The sequence below is a fragment of the Pseudomonas sp. RU47 genome, from assembly GCF_004011755.1.
GTDB lineage: Bacteria > Pseudomonadota > Gammaproteobacteria > Pseudomonadales > Pseudomonadaceae > Aquipseudomonas.
On sequence record NZ_CP022411.1, the window covers coordinates 1,715,244 to 1,735,715 of the forward strand.

Genomic DNA, 20,472 nt, shown 5'->3' on the forward strand with positions numbered 1-20,472 from the left:
TGTAATGCAAAAAATTATTCATTTAATTTTTAAATAGACTTTTTATTCTGTTTTTACGCTCGGTTTTTCTTATTTAAAAACAAAAAACTAAGTCATGGTTTTCATTAGCAAGCTAGCTACCGTCAATTTGCAGACGTCTGACAGAATTTTCTGAAATGGAAACTCTGCGTTACGCGTCGTAAAGAAATGTTTACGAAAATGCCGCTAAAACCGAGTGAATCCAACCCGCCATGAGCGCTGTAAGGAAAAGCTGCCGCAGTCTGCTCCGCCGCAGGCTGCGCAGGGCTCTGGCGCGCTTGTTTCAGCGGCGTTTGCAGGGTGAGATGCGCCCCATGCCTGTCGTGCAGGTGCATAACAAGAAGGAGGCGCAATGAACGCCGTGACTGATCTCCACCTCTCTCCGTGGGACGGTTTTTTCCTCGTCCACGCCGATGGCCTGCAAAGGCCTGACTCATTTTTTGCAGCCGCTCGAGCATCTCGAGGCGGACACACGCAATCCCGGCAACCATCACGCTGATCCAGCGGGGTCTGGCAGCAGGGGGTTAGCGGTGTACAATGCGCCGCGTTTTAACTGTGACCCTCTGCGTAATCGCGCAAATCTCAAGGCTATCCGCCTTGTTCACTCCGTCGCGCCACAAGCGTTTCGGGTTCGATTTCGTCACAGATAAAAACAAACAGGTGACGCATGACCGTCGTAAATAAGCTGAACTCCTGGTGCCTGCGCTGGGGTTTGATCGGGGCTGCTTGAAATCGCAACCTGGCAGCAACGTCTACTGAACATCATCAAACCTTGCGTGAGACCTTTTTCATGAGTGGACAACCCTCGCAATCAGGCGAGCTGAAACGCGGCCTGAAAAATCGCCATATTCAACTGATCGCCCTCGGTGGCGCGATCGGTACCGGATTGTTCCTCGGCTCGGCCGGGGTACTGAAATCCGCCGGCCCGTCGATGATCCTCGGCTACGCCATCTGCGGCTTCATCGCCTTCATGATCATGCGCCAGCTCGGCGAGATGATCGTCGAAGAGCCGGTGGCCGGTTCCTTCAGCCATTTCGCGCACAAGTACTGGGGCGGCTTTGCCGGTTTCCTGTCGGGCTGGAACTGCTGGATTCTGTACATTCTGGTGGGCATGTCGGAGCTGACCGCGGTCGGCAAATACATCCACTACTGGGCCCCGGACATCCCGACCTGGGTCTCTGCGGCAGCCTTCTTCGTGCTGATCAACGCGATCAACCTGGCCAACGTCAAAGTCTTCGGTGAAGCCGAATTCTGGTTCGCGATCATCAAGGTCGTGGCCATCGTCGGCATGATTGCGCTGGGCAGCTACCTGCTGGTCAGCGGTAATGGCGGCCCGCAGGCCTCGGTGAGCAACCTGTGGTCGCACGGTGGGTTCTTCCCGAATGGTGTCAGCGGTCTGGTGATGGCCATGGCGATCATCATGTTCTCCTTCGGCGGTCTGGAAATGCTCGGTTTCACCGCTGCTGAAGCGGACAAGCCGAAGACCGTGATCCCGAAAGCGATCAACCAGGTGATCTACCGGATCCTGATTTTCTACATTGGTGCGCTGGTGATTCTGCTATCGCTGACCCCATGGGACAGCTTGCTGGAAACCCTCAACGCGTCCGGTGACTCGTATAGCGGCAGCCCGTTTGTGCAAGTGTTCTCGATGCTTGGCAGCAACACCGCCGCGCACATCCTCAACTTCGTGGTCCTGACCGCCGCGTTGTCGGTGTACAACAGTGGCACCTACTGCAACAGCCGCATGCTGCTGGGCATGGCCGAGCAGGGCGATGCGCCGAAAGGTCTGGCGAAGATCGACAAGCGCGGTGTACCGGTGCGTTCGATTCTGGCTTCGGCGGCGGTAACGCTGGTCGCTGTGTTGCTTAACTATCTGATCCCGCAGCACGCGCTGGAACTGTTGATGTCGCTGGTGGTTGCAACGCTGGTGATCAACTGGGCGATGATCAGCTTCTCGCACTTCAAGTTCCGCCAGCACATGAACAAGACGAAGCAGACGCCGCTGTTCAAGGCGCTGTGGTACCCGTACGGCAACTTCATCTGTCTGGCATTCGTCGCGTTTATTCTTGGCGTGATGCTGTTGATTCCGGGCATTCAGATCTCGGTGTACGCGATTCCGGTGTGGGTCGTGTTCATGTGGGGCTGCTACGTGATCAAGAACAAGCGCGGTGCGCAGCAGGCCGTGCATGCGGCAGGTGCTGCCAAGTAAGCGCTGACGCAGAAACAAGAAAACCGGCCTGAGTGCCGGTTTTTTTGTATGCGCAAATGCTGTGAGTCGAGGTGCTATACGTAGTCGGCGACAGGATAATCCCTGCACAAGGTTTCGACCTCTGAGCGAAACTGCGCAAGGAGCAGGGGTTCGAGCGTGTAATCCTGTTCGCCGAGCGGCGCCACAGTATTCAGAATCCGGCCGATCAAATTGACGATCTGGCGGCTGCCGTGGACATCGACCCGGCGTTGCGCCAAGGCACCCGTGCCGATGCGCAGCCCGCTGGTAACAAGTGCCGAGCGGGGGTCGCCGGGTACGCGATGTTTGCTGACGATGATCCCGCAATGCCCCAGCGCCGCCTCCGCGATGGCGCCCGTAATGCCGCCACGCAAGCGAACCAGTACCGTATGGTTTTCACTGCAGCCGCCGACCACTTCATAGTCCAGTGCCTGAAACGCCTTGGCCATTTCATCCGCCGTACTGCGGATCTGCGCCATGCAGGTATCGAATTCGGCAGACATTGCGTAGCCCAGCGCCGCAGCCTTTGCCGCGATCATATTGGCGGCAGGCGCGCCCTGCATTCGCGGGTAAGCGGCTTGATCGAGGAGGCGGCTGAAGGTGGTCCGCAAGCCGGGAATCTTGGTGTTCGCGTCACGCCCGCTGAGGATCACGCCACCCCGAGGTCCGGCGAGTTGTTTGTGCGTGCAAGTCACGGTGACGTGTGCGGCGTCGATCGGGCTTGGGTGCCTCCCGGTGGCGACAAGACCGGCGATATGCGAAATGTCGGCGAGCAGGATGGCACCGGCTTCGTCGGCAATTTCACGAAACCTTTTGAAGTCCACCACTCGCGAATAGGCGGTTGCGCCGCAGAGGATGACGCGGGGGCGATGGGCGAGCGCCAGCAGGCGTACCTTGTCGTAATCGATGAGGCCGTCGGATGTTGTGCCGTACTGGATCGCCTTGTAGTAGGCGCCGGAAAACGCAGCGAGGCTGCCATGCGTCAGATGACCACCGTGTTCCACTGCCATGCCCAGCAAGGTATCGCCCGGCTCCAGCAAGGCTGTCAGCACCTGGTAAACGGCGTTCGACGCCGAGTGCGGCTGGACGTTGGCGTATTGGGCCGCGAACAGTTCCCGCGCCCTGCGGATGGCCAGCGACTCGACCCGTTCGACGTTCTCGCATCCTGCGCTGTGAGGCTTGCCGGACATGCCTTCAGCTGTCACGTTGACCAGCACTGAAGCGCATGCCACCAAGGTTCGTGGTTGCACTGCGCAGGAAGATGAGATCAACGAAAGCGTGTGCTGTTGACGCGTGACTTCAGCATCGAGAATGGCCGCCAGTTCGGCATCTTCTGCGCGAAGATCCGCCAGGCCACGTCGCAACAAGTCAGCCTGATTCTTGAGCGGTTCAGTAGTGAATGCCATTGCTTGATTCCTTCCCTGTTTACTGTGCGCTGCGAACAGCAGCGCGCCTTCCCTGGTTTTGCGTGATGCGAACATCCTGCTTGCCGAATCTGTACAGGCGAATCCATGTTCTGCCGCGGTGCGTGCAAAACCAAACCCTGTACAGGCCTCCCGTTTTTTGTTGTTTCACTCTCTAAAATGAGAAGCCGGCTCGACGCATCATAGATTTTTCAGTGAGGAACGCCACAGAATTAATCAAAAAAATGAACATTGTTCAAAGAAAATGATTCTTTTTGTAGGCGCTGCGGGTGTAAAACAGGCATTGCTCAGTGCCGACTTTCAGGCGCCGGGTGAAAGGCAACAGAACGGACGGATCAGTCCAGAGGCTGAAATGATCCTGCAGGTGGGCGGGGTACAGCCTGTGAAAGCTGACTTTTTATACCGAATCCAGGGAGGGAGGGTGCTATGATTTCGCGCGGCACTGACAGGGATAAAACTGCAATTTCCTACCTCACTTGTGTATGTCCGGAATGATCATTCGGGACGTGACATTGATTGCAGTTCAAAATGGATGATAAGCATGTGATGCATAGAAGAGAAAGATCGGAGAATCTGAAGAACAATATCAAGTACCTGATCAAGAGTCGCGGGGAGACGCAGCTGTCCTTGTGTCACTCCAGTGGTTTGACCCGAACGACCATCTACAACATCCTTGAAGGCAAGGTGGTTAATGTCCAGCAGTCCACTGTTCGCAAGATTTCCGATTTCTTCGGGGTGTCTTACGAAGAAATAGAGACGCTTGATTTTGAAGAAAAGGAAATCATCGAAAGCAGTATTTCGCCACAGGGCAACATGAATCCAGCCGCTGTGCCTGTCATCAAGGAAAGCATGCTGCTGCAAAGTCTGGATAAAAGAATTGGTGAGTTGGCCACGATTTATCCGCTGACTTACTATTTTGGCGCGTCTTTCAACCTGATTGGCGTACTTCTGGAAAACGAAATCAGTGGCATGAATGAGCCCGGCGATCTGTTGATCGTGCAGAAAGGAGCGTCGAGCAGCGACAGGGAAAAACTGGTGTATGACAAAATCACAGCGAAGTTATCTATAAGCCATGAAGGCAGCTTTGACACGGATCGTGTATGCGTGATCGGAGATGTAATCGAGGAACGATTTAATGGATTGCAGTGTTGAAATGGAAAACAGCAAGTACAAGTTGCTGGGATTCGAGAATGGAAAAAGCCTGGCCGTCATCATGGTCATCGCGACAGGCAAAATAATTAAAATAAAGCTAAGTGAAGTGTTGAATAGTGAGATTATGGATAATCTGAACAAGATCGAAGTGAAAAACCTCTACAAGAAGTTTTACTCGCAGGGTGGAGCACTCACCGCTTACGAAATAAATGACCGGCATGAGAGTTCCTGGATGATCTACATCATCCTGAACCTGATGCTGTTCACGCTTTACATTTTCACCAGTATTGCTGCGACAAAACCGATCTACCTCGAGTATTTCGATATTGTCGTCACGCCGGGTACCTTCCTCTATCCGCTGACGTTTCTGATCGTCGACTTGCTCAACGAAACGTTTGGCCTGAGGCTCGCGCGAAAAGCGATCCTGTTCGCATTCATCAGTAATGCCGCGATTATCATTCTGCTGGCCATCACTACCCATCTTCCGGGACTGCCGGGCTGGAAACTCGATGGGGCTTACAATGATGTTATCAGTCAGTTGTCCGCAGTCCTGGTAGCGTCTTCTATATCCTTTCTGGTTTCCGAGAACATAAATTCATATCTGTTGTGCAAGATCAAGGAACTCACGAATTCCAGATTCCTGTTTTTGCGAGTGTTTTTAAGCACACTGTTTGCCGTGATCATCGACAGTTTTCTTTTCTGCTACATCGCTTTCTACGGGACGATGGAAAATAGCGCGATACTGGGCATGATCTACGTTCAGATCGCAATCAAAGTGGGTTTCGCATTCTTTAATATTTTGCCTGCGTACGGGGCAAGGTCTTTGTTCAAGAAATATCTGACGGGTGCGCAGACGCAGTAAGAGAGGAGGGCGCTCACTGTTGGCGGCATGCTGGAGTGAGCGCTTCTTGTCGCGGTTTTACTTTAAGCCGAGTTTCTCTTTCAAGCTTTGAGTGACCTGCAATTTATTGTTCAGGAACTCATTCAAGCCTTTTGCACGAAGATGGCAGGCATCGCAATCGGAACATCCAACGCCTTTGATGCCGTTGTAGCAAGTCAAAGTCTCTTCGCGAACCAGTTCCAGTTGATTGTGGTAATCAGCCAAGGCCCAGGTCTCTGCCTTGTTCAGCCACATCAATGGCGTATCAAGTTGCAGCTTATAGTCCATGCCTGATTCAAGGGCTTTATTCAGAGCCTTGACGAACTCATCCCGGCAATCGGGGTAGCCTGAGAAGTCGGTTTCACAAACACCGGTAATGACCGTTTTAGCCTGGACTTGATAGGCATAGATAGAGGCCAGGGTCAGAAAAAGAATGTTACGCCCCGGGACGAAGGTGCTTGGCAGGCTCTCGCCGGAGCTGTTAACGGTCGGGACCGGAATGTTGTCGCGCGTCAGACTGCTGATGGCTAGCTCGTTGAGCAAGGACACATCCAGCGTTTTATGCACGGTCACGCCGAGTTTTTTGGAAAGTTGCTGCGCAACTTCAATTTCCGCGTGGTGACGCTGACCATAATCAAAGGTAATGCAGTGGACTTCATCGTAGTGGGTCAGTGCATGGATCAGGCAAGTCGTAGAGTCCTGGCCACCACTAAACACGATAACTGCCTTGTTGCTCATAAGTCTGCTTCCTGCATTAAACGGGTAGTTTTAAAGGTCGCAATGGTAACTCGAAATGACGCTCGATATAAGTGCGCCGGAAGTTGCGCCTGCAGGCCACAGGTCGCTTTGCGGCTAATCGCGGTATCCTGTGCGCTCTGATTAAGGGCGTTTTTCCATGCTGGTGATTTCCAACAACGTGCATCTGCCGGATGCCGAGATCGAACTGACGGCCATTCGCGCACAAGGCGCCGGTGGGCAGAACGTCAACAAGGTCTCCAGCGCCATGCACCTGCGCTTCGACATTCCAGCCTCGTCGTTGCCCGAGTTCTACAAGGAGCGGCTGCTGGCGCTGCGCGACAGTCGCATCACCAGCGATGGCGTGTTGATCATCAAGGCCCAGCAATACCGCACGCAGGAAGCCAATCGCGCCGATGCGCTGGAGCGTCTGGTCGAGCTGATTCTCAGCGCCACCAAAGTCGAAAAGAAACGCCGTCCGACCAAGCCGACCCTCGGCTCAAAGAAGCGTCGGCTCGAATCGAAAACCAAGCGCGGTAGCATCAAGGCCGGGCGCGGCAAGGTGGATTTCTAGTCTTCGCGGTACTTGGCGGTGTGCTTGTACAGATACACGCTCAGCGCCAATCCACTTAGCGAGGCGAGGGCGGCGAACAGGAAGATCGAGGCGAAACCGAAACCTGCCGCAATCGCCCCGGCCAGTGGCCCGGTGATCCCCAGCGACAAATCAATGAACAGCGAATAGGCGCCAACCGCTGCGCCACGGCTGGACGCCGGCACCAGATTCACCGCTTCCACACCCAGCGCCGGAAATACCAGCGAGAAACCAAACCCGCTCAACGCCGCGCCGGCCAACGCCCAATGCGCGTCCGGCGCGAGCCACAACAGCAGCAGGCCAAGGGTTTCCACCGACAGACAGGCAATCGCCACGCGAAAGCCGCCGAGACGGTTGATCAGGTTGCCGAACAGCAGGCGCGCGCCGATGAAGCTGGCCCCGAACAGGCTCAGGCACAACACCGCGTTGTCCCAATGCTGGGTGGCGTAATACAGGGTGATGAAGGTGGCGATGGTGCCAAAACCGATCGAGCCCAGCGCCAGACCGCAACCGTGGGGAAACACTTTGCCGAGCACATGCATGAACGGCAGGCGTTCGCCGGCGACAATCGGTGCCGGGGTTTTTGGCCAGGCGAGCAGAAGGCCGAGCGCGGCCAACAGAATGATGCTGACGCCCATGCTCCACAAACCCAACTGGGCGACCAGCCACACGCCGAACGGCGCGCCGACCGCCAGTGCGCCATAACTGGCGATGCCGTTCCAGGAAATCACCTTGGCGGTGTTTGCCGCGCCAACGCGGCCAATGCCCCAGCCAATCGAGCCGGAGCCCACGAGGCTTTCCGCGCTGCCCAATACCAGTCGACCGATCAGCAGACTGATCAAACTAAGCATCGGCAGGTTTGGTGTCCACGCCGAAATCAGCATGAACACACCGCTCAAGCCGCACCCGGCGAGGCCAATCATCACCGCGCGCTTGCTGCCCTGGTTGTCGATGATCTTGCCGGCATACGGGCGGCTGAGCAGGGTGGCGAGGTATTGCACGCTGATCACCAGGCCAGCGATCACTGCGCCAAAGCCCAGATCGCTGTGGACGTAACCCGGCAATACCGCGAGCGGAATACCGATGTTCAGATAACCGATAAAGGTGAAGAGCACGATGGAGACGACTTGCAGCGTGACCGCCAGGGGACGCTGGGGTTCTGGCATAGAGGACGACATGGGTAACGATCCACGGGAACGGCAGATTAGATAGGCTGCTTATGATACCGGCGTGGAGGACTCTGGGGCGGGAAAAGTAAAACTATTTGCCGTAGGGCGGCTTCAAGGCTTGTCCGGGGCGACCATCTGCGTGGTAACCAGGGCAGCGAGGGCGTTTTCTTCAGTGCCGAAACGGGCGAGCAGGGCGGCCTGTTTCTCGGGCGAGAGGCGATTCCAGATCTCGATCATTTTCTCGGTCGCACCGATCAGTACGGCGGCTTGGCTTTCAGAGAATTCGTCGGTCATGGCAGGCTCGGGTTCAGGCAGTGTGGAAAGCGCATGTTAGCGCTTTCCACACGGTCTGTACGACGGGGTCTTACTCTTCGTTGTCGGCCGGGCGGCTCTCAACGGCTTCTTTCGGCTCGGGCTGTTGGGCGCCGGCTTGCTGCGTGGTCGTCTGCTCAGGTACGTGCAGGCTTGGGAAGGGGAGATTAGGAATCTCGTGCATGGTTGCGCTCCTCGCTAAGTCTGTTGATAGATCTGGTAGATCCGCGCTTTTGGAAAGCCTGCGCAGGATACAGCAGGAAAAATGACAATCAGACTTTTAATTCAAATTAATGCGACAGATGGCCGCAGGGGAGCAAAGTGGGCGGGTTGATCGTTCCAACGCTCTGCGTGGGAATGCCTCAATGGACGCTCTGCGTCCGCTGTTGGGACGCGGAGCGTCCCGGGCTGCATTCCCACGCGGAGCGTGGGAACGAGCATGGGAGGGATTACTTGCAGACGCTGGCGATGGCGTCGGCCAGCAGCGCGAGGCGCGTAGCGTCGATACCGGCAACGTTCGCCCGGCCTGAGCTGACCATGTACACGCTGTGATGCTCGCGCAGTTGTTTCACTTGCTCCGGCGACAGGCCGGTGTAAGAGAACATCCCGCGTTGCACGCCAATGTGCGCAAAGCGCTCGCGCAGGCCATGCGGCTCCAGGGCTTCGACCAGACCGCTGCGCAGTTGCGCAATACGCAGACGCATGGCTTCCACTTCATCGGCCCAGCGCGTTTTCAGCTCTGGGTCGGCGAGGATCGTTGCGACCACCGCCGCACCGTGATCCGGCGGCGTCGACCACAGGTTACGGGCGATATTGGCCAGTTGGCTGCGGATGTCGATGAGCTTGTCGGCGCTTTTCGCGCAGACGATCAGCGCACCGGTTCGATCGCGGTACAGACCGAAGTTCTTCGAGCAGGAACTGGTAATCAGCAGCTCAGGCACCTCGGCCGCGAACAAGCGTGTCGACCAAGCATCCTGTTCCAGACCATCGCCAAAACCCTGGTAGGCAAAGTCGATCAGCGGCAGCAGATTGCGCTTGCGCACCACTTCGAGCACGCGCTGCCAGTCGTCATGGCTCAAGTCAAAACCGGTCGGGTTGTGGCAGCACGCGTGCAGCAACACAACATCACCGTTCGGCACTTCATTGAGCACGGCAAGCATGGCTTCGACGTCGAGGCGGTTGTCACTGCCCACGTACGGGTAGTGACTGACCTTGACCCCGGCCGCGGCGAAAATGGTTTCGTGGATCGGCCAGGTCGGGTTGCTCAGCCACACGCCTTTGCCCGGCAGGCACTGAGCGATGAAGTCAGCCGCCAGACGCAGGGCACCGGTGCCGCCCGGGGTCTGAGTCGCGCCGGCACGTTGTTCGGCGATCAGCTTCGAGTCGGCGCCGAGCACCAGCTCATTGATGACTTTGCCGAACAGCGGGTTGCCGTGGCCGCCGATGTAGGTCTTGGTGTCCTGGCTTTCGACCAATCGTGCTTCAGCAATTTTCACCGCTTCCGGGATCGGCGTCAGGCCCTGGGCGTCCTTGTAGACGCCAACGCCCAGGTCGAATTTGCGCGGGTTAGTGTCCTGCGCATACGCCTCCATCAAGCCGAGGATCGGGTCGCCGGGTACCCGGCCGATGGCGTCGAAGTGCATTACTTGCGTCCTTCTGCAGTCTTGGCCACTTCGTCAGTGCGCGCGGCCATGATGAAGTCGTTGCGGTGCAGGCCTTTGATCGAGTGGCTCCACCAGGTCACGGTGACTTTGCCCCACTCGGTCAGCAGGCCCGGGTGGTGACCTTCGGCTTCGGAGATTTCACCGACAGCGTTGGTGAAGGCCAGCGCGTGTTTGAAGTTCTTGAACAGGAAGACCTTTTCCAACTGCATGATGCTGTCGCGTACTTCGATGTTCCAGTCAGGGATCTGCTTGATCAGGATCGGCAGTTCTTCGTCGCTGACTTGTGGCGCATCGGCGCGGCAGGCTTCGCAGTGGGCTTGGTTCAAAGTGGACATGGCGTATTCCTAAAATCGAGTGTGTTTTTTTTATAAAGGCTTCTGAGTCGTCAATGCCGTCACGCTAAACCAAAGTGGCGGCGACTGACAGGCTCAATTGTCAGCAAAAGTCGCGGTTCACGCGGCTTTGGGTTTCGGCGGAAATTTCGGTGCGTGCAGACCCAGCTGCATGCCTTGGCGAACCATGGCCATGATGTCTTCATGAGCCACGTCGAATAGACGCTTGAGGTTCGGCAGAACAAAGTACAGCGGTTGCAGGATGTCGATGCGATACGGCGTGCGCATGGCTTCGAGCGGATCGAAGGCTTGATGCTCAGGCTCGTCCGACAGCGAGTAAACGGTTTCTTTCGGTGAGGACAGAATGCCGCCGCCGTAGATGCGCTTGCCTTGCGGGGTGTCGACCAGGCCGAACTCGATGGTCATCCAGTACAGACGCGCCAGGTACACGCGTTCTTCCTTGGTCGCCTGCAAGCCGAGCTTGCCGTAGGTGTGGGTGAATTCGGCGAAATACGGGTTGGTCAGCAGCGGGCAGTGACCAAAGATCTCGTGGAAAATATCCGGCTCTTGCAGGTAGTCCAGCTCTTCGCGGGTACGAATAAACGTAGCCACCGGAAATTGCTTGCTGGCCAGCAGTTCGAAAAAGGTCTGAAAGGGAATCAGCGCCGGAACACGAGCAACCTGCCAACCGGTGGTCTCGCCGAGCACCTTGTTGATCTCGCCGAGTTGCGGAATGCGGTCGTGGGGCAGACCGAGTTTTTCGATACCGTCCAGGTACTCCTGGCAGGCACGCCCTTCGATCACTTTCAATTGGCGAGTGATCAGCGTGTTCCACACCGCGTGTTCTTCGGCGGGGTAGTCGATAAAACCTTGCGCATCGGGCTCGCGGGCCACGTATTGCGTCTGCTTCATACTGCTCTCCTGCTAGGGGAATTCGTTCTTGTTATGTCCAGCGATGGATTCAGAATTACCTGAGAGCGGGTTGATGTGCAGCAGGTTGAATGGCTTGCGCGTAGGAAATTTCTCTTTAATTCGTAAAGTTATCGTTACGGATTGACCGCCGTCGCGCATTTTCGGTGATTTTCAGGTTTGAAAAGCCTGATGGCTGTCACATAATCTTGACAACTATCTGCGTGCCACCACAGAAAAGTCTGGCGCGGTCCCCTGTAGGAGTGAGCCTGCTCGCGATAGCGGTGTATCAGTCAGCATCAATATCAACTGACCCAAAGCCATCGCGAGCAGGCTCACTCCTACAGGTTTCTCATCGTTTATTCGGGCGATTTATATGCGCATCAAAGTCCACTGCCAGAACCGCATCGGCATCCTGCGCGACATCCTCAACCTGCTGGTCGCCTACGGGATCAACGTGGCGCGCGGTGAGGTCGGTGGCGAGCATGGCAATGCGATCTACCTGCACTGTCCGAACCTGATCAATATTCAGTTTCAAGCGCTGCGCCCGAAGTTCGAGGCGATCGCCGGGGTGTTCGGCGTCAAGCGGGTAGGGCTGATGCCCAGCGAGCGGCGGCACATGGAGTTGAACGCCTTGCTCGGCGCGCTGGAGTTTCCGGTGCTGTCGATCGACATGGGCGGCTCGATCGTCGCGGCCAACCGCGCGGCGGCGCAGTTGCTCGGTGTGCGCGTTGATGAGGTGCCGGGGATTCCACTGTCGCGCTATGCCGAAGATTTCGACTTGCCGGAACTGGTGCGCGCGAATAAATCGCGAATCAACGGCATGCGGGTCAAGGTCAAGGGCGACATCTTTCTGGCCGACATCGCGCCGCTGCAATCGGAGCATGACGACAGCGAAGCCATGGCCGGCGCGGTGCTGACCTTGCATCGCGCCGACCGCGTTGGCGAGCGCATCTATAACGTGCGTAAGCAGGAGCTGCGGGGCTTCGACAGCATCTTCCAGAGTTCGAAAGTGATGGCCGCCGTCGTGCGTGAAGCGCGGCGTATGGCCCCGCTCGATGCGCCGCTATTGATTGAAGGCGAAACCGGCACCGGTAAGGAGTTGCTGGCGCGTGCCTGCCACCTCGCCAGTCCGCGTGGGCAGTCGCCGCTGATGGCGCTCAACTGCGCCGGCCTGCCCGAGTCGATGGCCGAGACCGAGCTGTTCGGCTACGGCCCCGGCGCCTTTGAAGGTGCGCGGGCCGAAGGCAAGCTCGGGCTGCTGGAGTTGACGGCGGGCGGCACATTGTTTCTCGACGGCGTCGGTGAAATGAGCCCGCGCTTGCAGGTGAAGTTGCTGCGCTTTCTGCAGGACGGTTGCTTCCGCCGGGTCGGTAGTGATGAAGAGGTTTATCTGGATGTGCGGGTGATCTGCGCCACCCAGGTGGACTTGTCGGAACTGTGCGCGCGGGGTGAGTTTCGCCAGGATTTGTACCACCGCTTGAACGTGCTCTCGCTGCACATCCCGCCGCTGCGTGAATGCCTCGACGGACTGACGCCGCTGGTCGAACACTTTCTCGACCAGGCCAGTCGGCAGATCGGTTGCTCTCTGCCGAAACTGGCACCGGCGGCGATGGATCGACTCAGTCATTACCACTGGCCGGGCAACGTGCGGCAACTGGAGAACGTGCTGTTCCAGGCGGTTTCGCTGTGCGAGGGCGGCACGGTGAAGGCCGAGCATATTCGTCTGCCGGATTACGGCGTGCGTCAGCCGCTTGGCGATTTCTCGCTGGAGGGTGGGCTGGACGAGATTGTCGGGCGCTTCGAGAAAGCGGTGCTGGAGCGGTTGTATTCCGAGCATCCGAGCAGTCGGCAGTTGGGTAAGCGTTTGGGGGTTTCGCATACCACCATTGCCAACAAGCTGCGTGAATACGAAGTCGGCAAAGAGTCGGGCAGCACGTGATCGTTCCCACGCTCTGCGTGGGAACGCAGCCCGGGACGCTCCGCGTCCCAAAGCGGACGCAGAGCGTCCATTGAGGCATTCCCACGCGGAGCGTGGGAACGATCATTCGAGGGATTGCCGCCAAGCGGCATAACACCGCCGGTTTTTCGACTTCGATACATTTCACATTTCCCCTCGCCATCCCTCAAGTCCTTTGTTTACCGGGCCTTTGTGCGCCAGAAAAAAGTTGGTCTGCAAATTGCTTATGGCTCAGCAGTACAGCGGTGGGCGGCAAACGTCCGGCATGCAGAGGAAAGAGTGTGGACAAGTACCTTTATGTGGCAATGACCGGCGCCAGCCAGAACGCGCTGGCGCAAAAGGCGCATGCCAACAACCTGGCGAACATCTCCACCAACGGTTTTCAGCGCGACCTGGAGCAGGCGCGTTCGATGCCGGTGTTCGGTGACAGCTTTCCGGCGCGTGCGTTTGCCATGAGCGAACGGCCCGCCACCGATTTCACGCCAGGCTCGCTGGTGCAGACCGGTCGTGACCTCGACGTCGCCGTCACCGGCAACGGTTTTATCGCCGTGCAGAACCCGAACGGCGGCGAAAGCTACGTGCGCACCGGCAGCCTCAACGTTGACGCCCTCGGCGTGCTGCGTGCCGGCAACGGTATGCCGGTCATGGGCAATGGCGGTCCGATCGCCGTGCCGCCCGAGCAGCAGATCGAAGTCGGCGAAGACGGCACCATCAGTATTCGTGCGATGGGCGAAGGCCCGCGTGTCATGGCGGAAGTCGACCGGATCAAGCTGGTCAACCCGGACATCAAGAACATGAACAAGGGCCTCGACGGCTCGATCTACACCAAGGACGGCCAGCCTGCGCCGGCCGATGCCAACGTCAAACTGGTGTCGGGTTTCCTTGAGTCGAGCAACGTCAACGCCGTTGAAGAGATGACCTCGGTGCTGGCCTTGGCCAAGCAGTTCGAGTTGCACGTCAAAATGATGAACACCGCCAAAGACGACGACCAGGCCATGGCTCGGGTCTTGCAGATCAGCTAATTATCAGAACGTCGCGCCGAAAAACAGGCGCACGAGGAGAATCGAATGCTTCCGGCTCTATGGGTTGCCAAAACCGGTCTGTCCGCCCAGGACACCAACCTGACCACCATTTCCAACAACCTGGCGAACGTGTCGACCACGGGTTTCAAACGTGATCGCGCCGAGTTCCAGGACTTGCTGTATCAGATCAAGCGCCAGCCAGGCGCCCAGTCGACCCAGGACAGCGAACTGCCGTCGGGTCTGCAACTGGGTACCGGTGTGCGCATCGTCGGCACCCAGAAAAACTTCACCGCCGGCAGCCTGCAAACCACTGAGCAGCCGCTGGACATGGCCATCGACGGTCGCGGTTTCTTCCAGATTCTGCAGCCGGACGGCACCACGTCCTACACCCGTGACGGTACCTTCCACCTCGACTCCAACGGCCAGATCGTCAACGCCAGCGGTTTCGCTCTGGAACCGGCCATCGTCATTCCGAACGATGCCCAGACCTTCACCGTCGGCCGTGACGGCACCGTGTCCATCACGGTTGCTGGCAACGCTGCGTCTCAGGTGATCGGCAATCTGCAGACCGCCGACTTCATCAACCCGGCCGGTCTGCAAGCCGTGGGCAACAACCTGTTCCTGGAAACTGCCGCTTCCGGCGCGCCGCAAGTCGGCACCCCGGGTCTGGCCGGTTTCGGTACGACCCTGCAGAACACTCTGGAAACCTCCAACGTCAGCACTGTTGAAGAGATGGTCAACATGATCACCACTCAGCGCGCTTACGAGATGAACTCCAAGGTGATCTCCACCGCTGACCAGATGCTCTCGTTCGTAACGCAGAATCTGTAATCAAGTCTATGAGGCGGCCATGAGGTCGCCTGCAACACCGTGAGGTAGGGTCATGAATCGCTTTGTATCTGTTCTGGCATTGAGTGGGGTCGTCTCGCTCGCGGGCTGCGTCGCCCCGACGCCCAAGCCCAATGACCCTTACTACGCCCCGGTGTTGCCGCGCACGCCGTTGCCGGCTGCCGCCAATAATGGCTCGATCTATCAGGCCGGCTTCGAGCAGAACCTGTACAGCGACCGCAAGGCTTTCCGGGTCGGTGACATCATCACCATCACCCTGAACGAGCGCACGCAGGCGAGCAAGAACGCCAACTCGCAGATGGACAAGAACAGCGACAACAAGGTCGGTCTGACCTCGTTGTTCGGCTCCAGCCTGACCACTAACAATCCGATTGGGGGCAACGACCTGAGTCTGAACGCCGGCTATAGCGCCGACCGTTCGACCAAGGGCGACGCCAAGTCCGGGCAGAGCAACAGCCTGACCGGTTCGATCACCGTGACCGTCGCTGACGTGCTGCCCAACGGCATCATCGCCGTGCGCGGCGAGAAGTGGCTGACACTGAACACCGGTGACGAACTGGTGCGCATCGCCGGTCTGGTGCGCGCCGATGACATCGCCACGGACAACACCGTGTCGTCGACCCGGGTCGCCGATGCACGCATCACCTACTCGGGTACCGGCGCGTTTGCCGATACGAGTCAGCCAGGCTGGTTCGACCGTTTCTTCCTCAGCCCGCTGTTCCCTTTCTAGGTGGCTACGTTGAATCTGAAAAGCCTTATGGTGGCCGCGCTGTTGATGTCGGCGGCCTTCAATGCACAAGCCGAACGGTTGAAAGACATCGCCAGCATTTCCGGCGTGCGCTCCAACCAGTTGATCGGTTACGGCCTGGTGGTCGGGCTTAACGGCACCGGTGACCAGACGACGCAGACCCCGTTCACCCTGCAGACCTTCAACAACATGCTCTCGCAGTTCGGCATCAAGGTGCCGCCAGGATCGGGCAACGTGCAATTGAAGAACGTCGCGGCGGTGTCGATCAGTGCTGACTTGCCGGCGTTCGCCAAGCCAGGTCAGCAGGTCGATATCACGGTGTCTTCGATCGGTAACTCCAAGAGCCTGCGCGGCGGCACCTTGCTGCTGACCCCGCTCAAGGGTATCGACGGCAACGTCTACGCGGTCGCTCAGGGCAACCTTGTCGTCGGCGGTTTCGACGCCGAAGGCCGTGACGGATCGAAGATCACCGTCAACGTTCCGTCGGCCGGTCGTATCCCTGGCGGTGCCTCGGTGGAACGTTCGGTACCGAGTGGTTTCAACCAGGGCAACAGCCTGACGCTGAACCTCAACCGTTCCGACTTCACCACCGCCAAACGTATCGTCGACAAGATCAACGACATGCTCGGCCCTGGCGTCGCGCAAGCCATCGATGGCGGTTCGATCCGCGTCACCGCGCCACTCGATCCGAGCCAGCGCGTCGACTACCTGTCGATCCTGGAAAACCTCGAAGTCGATCCGGGTCAGGCGGTGGCGAAAGTCATCATCAACTCGCGTACCGGCACCATCGTCATCGGCCAGAACGTGAAAGTGTCGCCAGCCGCCGTGACCCACGGCAGCCTGACCGTGACCATCACCGAAGACCCGATCGTCAGCCAGCCCGGCCCGCTGTCCAATGGCCAGACCGCTGTTGTGCCGCGCTCGCGGGTAAATGCCGAGCAGGAAGCCAAACCGATGTTCAAGTTCGGCCCGGGCACCACCCTCGACGAGATCGTGCGTGCGGTGAACCAGGTCGGCGCGGCACCGGGTGACTTGATGGCCATCCTCGAAGCGCTGAAGCAGGCCGGTGCGTTGCAAGCCGACCTGATCGTGATCTGAGGCCGACCCTTATGGATATGCGCAAAAGCGGTCTGGTCAGCAGCAGCGATTCGGGTTCCTACTCGGACCTCAATCGCCTGAACCAACTCAAGGTCGGCGACAAGAACAGCGATGCGAACCTGCGCAAAGTGGCGCAGGAATTCGAATCGCTGTTCCTTGGCGAAATGCTCAAGTCGATGCGCTCGGCCACTGAAGCGCTGGGCCAGGACAACCCGCTCAACACGCCGGCAGCCAAGCAGTATCAGGAAATGTACGACCAGCAACTGGCCGTTTCCATGTCCCGCGAGGGCGGTGGTATCGGTCTGGCCGACGTGCTGATGCGGCAGATGTCGAAGAACAAACCGCTGGCGCCGGGTGAGGCGGCGGCCGCGTCCGCCGCCAAGCAGGAAGAGGCCAAGGCGAAAGCTGCGGCCGTGGTCACACCGGTTGCCGCTGGCACCGTTGCTACCAACGGCCCGTTGTCGCGGCTCAATGGCGAGCGTCCGTTGTGGGCATCGCGTTCGGTGAGCGCGCCGAACACGCAACTGGCTCATCGCAATGACATGGAGCTGATCAATCAGCGTCGTCTGGCTCTGCCACCGAAACTGGCCGATCGTTTGCTCGCAGGCCTGGTGCCATCGGCTACGCCGGCAGCGGCCACGCAATTGCCGCAGCGCGCGACCACGGCTGCTACCACCGGCGCCGGCCCGCTGTACAACGGCGACTGGCTGGCACGTGCCGAGAGCGAAAAATCCGCTGGCGGGCAGATGCAGATCTACGGTCGCGCCATGGCGCAGATTCCGCTGGCGCCGGCGAAGAAAGCCTTCAGTTCCGCCGATGAATTCGTCAACACCATGCTGCCGATGGCCAAGGAAGCGGCCGACCGTATCGGCGTCGATCCGCGTTATCTGGTGGCGCAGGCGGCACTGGAAACCGGTTGGGGCAAATCGGTCATGCGCGCCCAGGATGGCAGCAGCAGCCACAACCTGTTCGGCATCAAGGCGAGCAGTAACTGGAAGGGCGATTCGGCCCGGGCGATCACCAGCGAGTTCCGCGATGGCGCGATGGTCAAGGAGACGGCCGAGTTCCGTTCCTACGCCTCGTACAAGGACAGCTTCCACGATCTGGTGACTTTGCTGCAGAGCAATAATCGCTATCAAGATGTCGTGAAGTCTGCCGATAACCCAGAACAGTTTGTACGCGAGTTGCAAAAGGCCGGTTACGCAACCGACCCCAACTACGCCAGCAAGATTTCGCAGATAGCCAAGCAGATGAACAGTTTCCAAAACTACGCTGCGGCGGGTGTATCCACCACGCCTTTATAAGGCACAAGGTATAAGGTCTGAACCATGAGTTTGCTCAATATCGGGATGTCGGGACTGTCGGCCAGCCAGTCCTCTCTGGCTACGACAGGCAACAACATTGCCAACGTCGACACCGCCGGTTATTCACGCCAGCAAACCGTGCAGGGCACCAAATCCTCGCAGCAGTACGGCACCGTGTTCATCGGCACGGGCACCACCCTGGCCGACGTGCGCCGGGTGTACAACTCGTACCTGGAAAGCCAACTGCACACGGCAACTTCGCTCGACAGCGAATCTGCCGCGTTTCTGGCTCAGGCCACACCGCTGGACTCGATGCTGTCGGACACCAACACCGGCCTGACCGGCGTGCTGCAGAAATTCTTCACCACGATGCAGGGCGTTTCGACCTCGGCGACCGATGACACTTCCCGTCAATCGGTGCTGACCGGCGCACAGGCGCTGACCAGTCGCTTCAACACCATCGCCAAGCAGCTCAACGACCAGAACACCACCATCAACGGCAGCCTTGGCGACATGGCAGCTCAGGTGAACAAGCTGGCCACCTCGATCGCCAACCTGAACCAGAAGATTGGCGAGATCTCCACCAGCGGTGGTGCGCCGAACGATCTGCTCGACAGCCGTAACGAAGCCGTACGTCAGTTGTCCGAGTTGACCGGCGCGCAGGTCGTCGAGCGTGGTACCAGTTTTGACGTGTATATCGGCAGCGGCCAGCCGCTGGTCATCGGTAACACCACCAACACGCTGAGCACCGTGCCGCTCAAGGATGATCCATCGCGCATGGGCATCCAGATGGATCGCGGTTCGAGCACCATCGACATCACCTCGGCGATGAGCGGTGGCGAAATCGGTGGCCTGCTGACCTATCGCAAAGAAGTCCTCGATCCATCGCTCAATGAGCTGGGCCGCGTAGCGCTGGTGATCGCTGATCAGGTCAACAGCCAGCAAGCCCAGGGCATCGACAAGAACGGTGACTTCGGCGCGGCGATTTTCAACAACATCAACAGTGCCGCGCTGGTCAGTTCGCGCAGCATCGCGCAGTCGGGCAACAGCACCGGTTCGGGTAACCTCGATGTCACCATCAAGGACACCGGCAAGCTGACCACCAGCGATTATCAAGTGACGTTCACCAGCGCCACTGACTACACCGTCAAGCGCTCCGACGGCACCGACCTGGGTGCCTTCAGCACCACGACCAATCCGCCACCAGTGATCGACGGTTTCACCCTCGCTCTCAAGGGTGGTGCGTTGAGCGCCGGTGACAGCTTCAAAATCACCCCGACCCGCAATGCGGCCGCGAGCATCCAGACGGTGCTCACCGATCCGAAGAAAATCGCCGCGGCCGGTCCGTTGACCGGTGTGGCCAGCGCCAACGGTCTGGGCACTTTCACCCAGCCGACGCTCACCAGCAAGATCGATATCTACAACCCGACTGCCCAGGCTGACATGCAGGCGGCGCTGAAGAACTCGACGCCGGTCAAACTGGTGTTCGGTGCGGTTACCGGGGGCAGCCAGTCCTACACTTTTGTGGATGCCAAGGGCGGCCTCATCAGCAGCGGCACTATCGTTCCCGGTCAATCGAACACGCTGGAACTTAAGGTCGGTATCGTCGATGCCAGCGGCAACCCGGTGCTGGACACCAGCGTTACGCCGAACGTGCAGAAAACCTTCTCCGTACAGACCACCGTTGGCGGCACGCCGAAGTCGGGCGAAACCTTCACCATGAACCTGACCGGTGCGGCGTCTTCGGACAACCGCAACGCGCAATCGCTGGTCGCCCTGCAAACCAAGCAGACCATCGACACCGGTTCGGCCAGCAAGGGCATCAGCCTGACTGACGGCTACAACAAGCTGGTGACCAACGTCGGCACCAAGACCGCTCAAGGCAAGTCTGACAGCGCCGCCACCACAGCGATTCTGGACAACGCCAAAGGCGCCCGCGATTCGCTGTCCGGGGTCAACCTGGATGAAGAAACCGGCAATCTGGTCAAATATCAGCAGTACTACACAGCGTCTTCGCAGATCATCAAAGCTGCGCAGGAAACTTTCGCCACGCTGATCAACAGCCTTTAAGGAGTCG

19 protein-coding genes are annotated in these 20,472 nt (G+C 58.4%); 11 read left to right on the top strand and 8 right to left on the bottom strand.

Annotated features, from left to right (window positions below):
• Nucleotides 1–808: 808 nt before the first annotated feature.
• Entirely contained in the window at nucleotides 809–2,227 is a 1,419-nt protein-coding gene (locus CCX46_RS07795; RefSeq protein ID WP_127926285.1) for an amino acid permease, read from the top strand.
• A 74-nt stretch (nucleotides 2,228–2,301) separates the two neighbouring features.
• Here CCX46_RS07795 and CCX46_RS07800 read toward each other — a convergent pair whose 3' ends face one another.
• On the bottom strand, nucleotides 2,302–3,651 hold the full coding sequence (locus tag CCX46_RS07800) for a serine hydroxymethyltransferase (RefSeq protein WP_127926286.1): 1,350 nt from the start codon (nucleotides 3,649–3,651) through the stop codon (nucleotides 2,302–2,304).
• A 564-nt stretch (nucleotides 3,652–4,215) separates the two neighbouring features.
• On the opposite strand from CCX46_RS07800, the gene CCX46_RS07805 reads away from it, so the two are divergent.
• Both CCX46_RS07805 and CCX46_RS07810 read left to right on the top strand, forming a co-directional pair.
• Nucleotides 4,216–4,821, top strand: a complete 606-nt coding sequence (locus tag CCX46_RS07805; RefSeq protein ID WP_127930367.1) for a helix-turn-helix transcriptional regulator — start codon at nucleotides 4,216–4,218, stop codon at nucleotides 4,819–4,821.
• Complete coding sequence (locus CCX46_RS07810; protein WP_122608336.1) at nucleotides 4,805–5,683, top strand: queuosine precursor transporter; 879 nt, start codon at nucleotides 4,805–4,807, stop codon at nucleotides 5,681–5,683. Before CCX46_RS07805 ends, CCX46_RS07810 begins: the two co-directional genes overlap by 17 nt.
• Before the next feature lie 57 nt (nucleotides 5,684–5,740).
• On the opposite strand, the gene queC is transcribed toward CCX46_RS07810, so the two are convergent.
• Nucleotides 5,741–6,439 (bottom strand): 7-cyano-7-deazaguanine synthase QueC, encoded by a 699-nt coding sequence (gene queC, locus CCX46_RS07815; protein ID WP_127926287.1) that lies wholly within the window; start codon nucleotides 6,437–6,439, stop codon nucleotides 5,741–5,743.
• 157 nt (nucleotides 6,440–6,596) lie between these two features.
• Between queC and arfB the strand changes: the two genes are divergently transcribed.
• Nucleotides 6,597–7,010, top strand: coding sequence for an alternative ribosome rescue aminoacyl-tRNA hydrolase ArfB (gene arfB / locus CCX46_RS07820; protein ID WP_007920134.1), 414 nt, complete (start codon nucleotides 6,597–6,599; stop codon nucleotides 7,008–7,010).
• Here the strand turns inward: arfB and CCX46_RS07825 are convergent.
• The 6 genes from CCX46_RS07825 to phhA all read right to left on the bottom strand — a co-directional run bounded on the left by CCX46_RS07825 (nucleotide 7,007) and on the right by phhA (nucleotide 11,417).
• The gene (locus CCX46_RS07825; RefSeq protein WP_174245103.1) at nucleotides 7,007–8,194 is read right to left on the bottom strand and encodes an MFS transporter; all 1,188 of its coding nucleotides are present in this window, start codon (nucleotides 8,192–8,194) and stop codon (nucleotides 7,007–7,009) included. The genes arfB and CCX46_RS07825 overlap by 4 nt on opposite strands.
• 114 nt (nucleotides 8,195–8,308) lie before the next feature.
• Complete coding sequence (locus CCX46_RS07830; RefSeq protein ID WP_127926289.1) at nucleotides 8,309–8,491, bottom strand: hypothetical protein; 183 nt, start codon at nucleotides 8,489–8,491, stop codon at nucleotides 8,309–8,311.
• 70 nt (nucleotides 8,492–8,561) lie between these two features.
• Nucleotides 8,562–8,693, bottom strand: coding sequence for a hypothetical protein (locus CCX46_RS31000; RefSeq protein ID WP_008088845.1), 132 nt, complete (start codon nucleotides 8,691–8,693; stop codon nucleotides 8,562–8,564).
• Between the two features lie 265 nt (nucleotides 8,694–8,958).
• A complete protein-coding gene (locus CCX46_RS07840) occupies nucleotides 8,959–10,152 on the bottom strand; it encodes an amino acid aminotransferase (protein WP_127926291.1) in 1,194 nt (397 codons plus the stop codon).
• Nucleotides 10,152–10,508: a 4a-hydroxytetrahydrobiopterin dehydratase gene (locus tag CCX46_RS07845; RefSeq protein ID WP_003222798.1), complete on the bottom strand. Its 357-nt coding sequence runs from the start codon at nucleotides 10,506–10,508 to the stop codon at nucleotides 10,152–10,154. Before CCX46_RS07845 ends, CCX46_RS07840 begins: the two co-directional genes overlap by 1 nt.
• A 117-nt stretch (nucleotides 10,509–10,625) precedes the next feature.
• A complete protein-coding gene (phhA, locus tag CCX46_RS07850; RefSeq protein ID WP_007920123.1) occupies nucleotides 10,626–11,417 on the bottom strand; it encodes a phenylalanine 4-monooxygenase in 792 nt (263 codons plus the stop codon).
• Between the two features lie 373 nt (nucleotides 11,418–11,790).
• Here phhA and CCX46_RS07860 point away from each other — a divergent pair, with 373 nt between their 5' ends.
• The 7 genes from CCX46_RS07860 (at nucleotide 11,791) to flgK (ending at nucleotide 20,465) form a co-directional block, all read left to right on the top strand.
• Nucleotides 11,791–13,356 (top strand): sigma-54-dependent transcriptional regulator, encoded by a 1,566-nt coding sequence (locus CCX46_RS07860; RefSeq protein ID WP_127926292.1) that lies wholly within the window; start codon nucleotides 11,791–11,793, stop codon nucleotides 13,354–13,356.
• 299 nt (nucleotides 13,357–13,655) lie between these two features.
• Entirely contained in the window at nucleotides 13,656–14,396 is a 741-nt protein-coding gene (locus CCX46_RS07865; RefSeq protein ID WP_064119567.1) for a flagellar basal body rod protein FlgF, read from the top strand.
• 45 nt (nucleotides 14,397–14,441) lie between these two features.
• A complete protein-coding gene (gene flgG, locus CCX46_RS07870; RefSeq protein ID WP_007920118.1) occupies nucleotides 14,442–15,227 on the top strand; it encodes a flagellar basal-body rod protein FlgG in 786 nt (261 codons plus the stop codon).
• A gap of 52 nt (nucleotides 15,228–15,279) precedes the next feature.
• Nucleotides 15,280–15,975, top strand: coding sequence for a flagellar basal body L-ring protein FlgH (gene flgH / locus CCX46_RS07875; protein ID WP_038363773.1), 696 nt, complete (start codon nucleotides 15,280–15,282; stop codon nucleotides 15,973–15,975).
• A gap of 27 nt (nucleotides 15,976–16,002) precedes the next feature.
• Entirely contained in the window at nucleotides 16,003–17,091 is a 1,089-nt protein-coding gene (locus CCX46_RS07880; RefSeq protein ID WP_064119566.1) for a flagellar basal body P-ring protein FlgI, read from the top strand.
• Nucleotides 17,092–17,102: 11 nt separating this feature from the next.
• Nucleotides 17,103–18,395 carry a flagellar assembly peptidoglycan hydrolase FlgJ gene (gene flgJ, locus CCX46_RS07885; protein WP_127926293.1) on the top strand — a complete coding sequence of 431 codons (1,293 nt, stop codon included), beginning with the start codon at nucleotides 17,103–17,105 and terminating at the stop codon, nucleotides 18,393–18,395.
• 24 nt (nucleotides 18,396–18,419) lie between these two features.
• A complete protein-coding gene (gene flgK, locus CCX46_RS07890; RefSeq protein WP_127926294.1) occupies nucleotides 18,420–20,465 on the top strand; it encodes a flagellar hook-associated protein FlgK in 2,046 nt (681 codons plus the stop codon).
• Nucleotides 20,466–20,472: the final 7 nt, after the last annotated feature.

Bases quoted from the DNA above. Each gene is read 5' to 3' on its own strand.
- CCX46_RS07825 (WP_174245103.1), bottom strand. From the start codon at position 8,194: ATGCCAGAACCCCAGCGTCCCCTGGCGGTCACGCTGCAAGTCGTCTCC.
- queC (WP_127926287.1), bottom strand. From the start codon at position 6,439: ATGAGCAACAAGGCAGTTATCGTGTTTAGTGGTGGCCAGGACTCTACG.
- CCX46_RS07840 (WP_127926291.1), bottom strand. From the start codon at position 10,152: ATGCACTTCGACGCCATCGGCCGGGTACCCGGCGACCCGATCCTCGGC.
- CCX46_RS07800 (WP_127926286.1), bottom strand. From the start codon at position 3,651: ATGGCATTCACTACTGAACCGCTCAAGAATCAGGCTGACTTGTTGCGA.
- CCX46_RS07830 (WP_127926289.1), bottom strand. From the start codon at position 8,491: ATGACCGACGAATTCTCTGAAAGCCAAGCCGCCGTACTGATCGGTGCG.
- flgG (WP_007920118.1), top strand. From the start codon at position 14,442: ATGCTTCCGGCTCTATGGGTTGCCAAAACCGGTCTGTCCGCCCAGGAC.
- phhA (WP_007920123.1), bottom strand. From the start codon at position 11,417: ATGAAGCAGACGCAATACGTGGCCCGCGAGCCCGATGCGCAAGGTTTT.
- CCX46_RS07880 (WP_064119566.1), top strand. From the start codon at position 16,003: ATGGTGGCCGCGCTGTTGATGTCGGCGGCCTTCAATGCACAAGCCGAA.
- CCX46_RS31000 (WP_008088845.1), bottom strand. From the start codon at position 8,693: ATGCACGAGATTCCTAATCTCCCCTTCCCAAGCCTGCACGTACCTGAG.
- CCX46_RS07860 (WP_127926292.1), top strand. From the start codon at position 11,791: ATGCGCATCAAAGTCCACTGCCAGAACCGCATCGGCATCCTGCGCGAC.
- CCX46_RS07795 (WP_127926285.1), top strand. From the start codon at position 809: ATGAGTGGACAACCCTCGCAATCAGGCGAGCTGAAACGCGGCCTGAAA.
- arfB (WP_007920134.1), top strand. From the start codon at position 6,597: ATGCTGGTGATTTCCAACAACGTGCATCTGCCGGATGCCGAGATCGAA.
- CCX46_RS07805 (WP_127930367.1), top strand. From the start codon at position 4,216: ATGCATAGAAGAGAAAGATCGGAGAATCTGAAGAACAATATCAAGTAC.
- CCX46_RS07810 (WP_122608336.1), top strand. From the start codon at position 4,805: ATGGATTGCAGTGTTGAAATGGAAAACAGCAAGTACAAGTTGCTGGGA.
- flgJ (WP_127926293.1), top strand. From the start codon at position 17,103: ATGGATATGCGCAAAAGCGGTCTGGTCAGCAGCAGCGATTCGGGTTCC.
- CCX46_RS07845 (WP_003222798.1), bottom strand. From the start codon at position 10,508: ATGTCCACTTTGAACCAAGCCCACTGCGAAGCCTGCCGCGCCGATGCG.
- flgK (WP_127926294.1), top strand. From the start codon at position 18,420: ATGAGTTTGCTCAATATCGGGATGTCGGGACTGTCGGCCAGCCAGTCC.
- flgH (WP_038363773.1), top strand. From the start codon at position 15,280: ATGAATCGCTTTGTATCTGTTCTGGCATTGAGTGGGGTCGTCTCGCTC.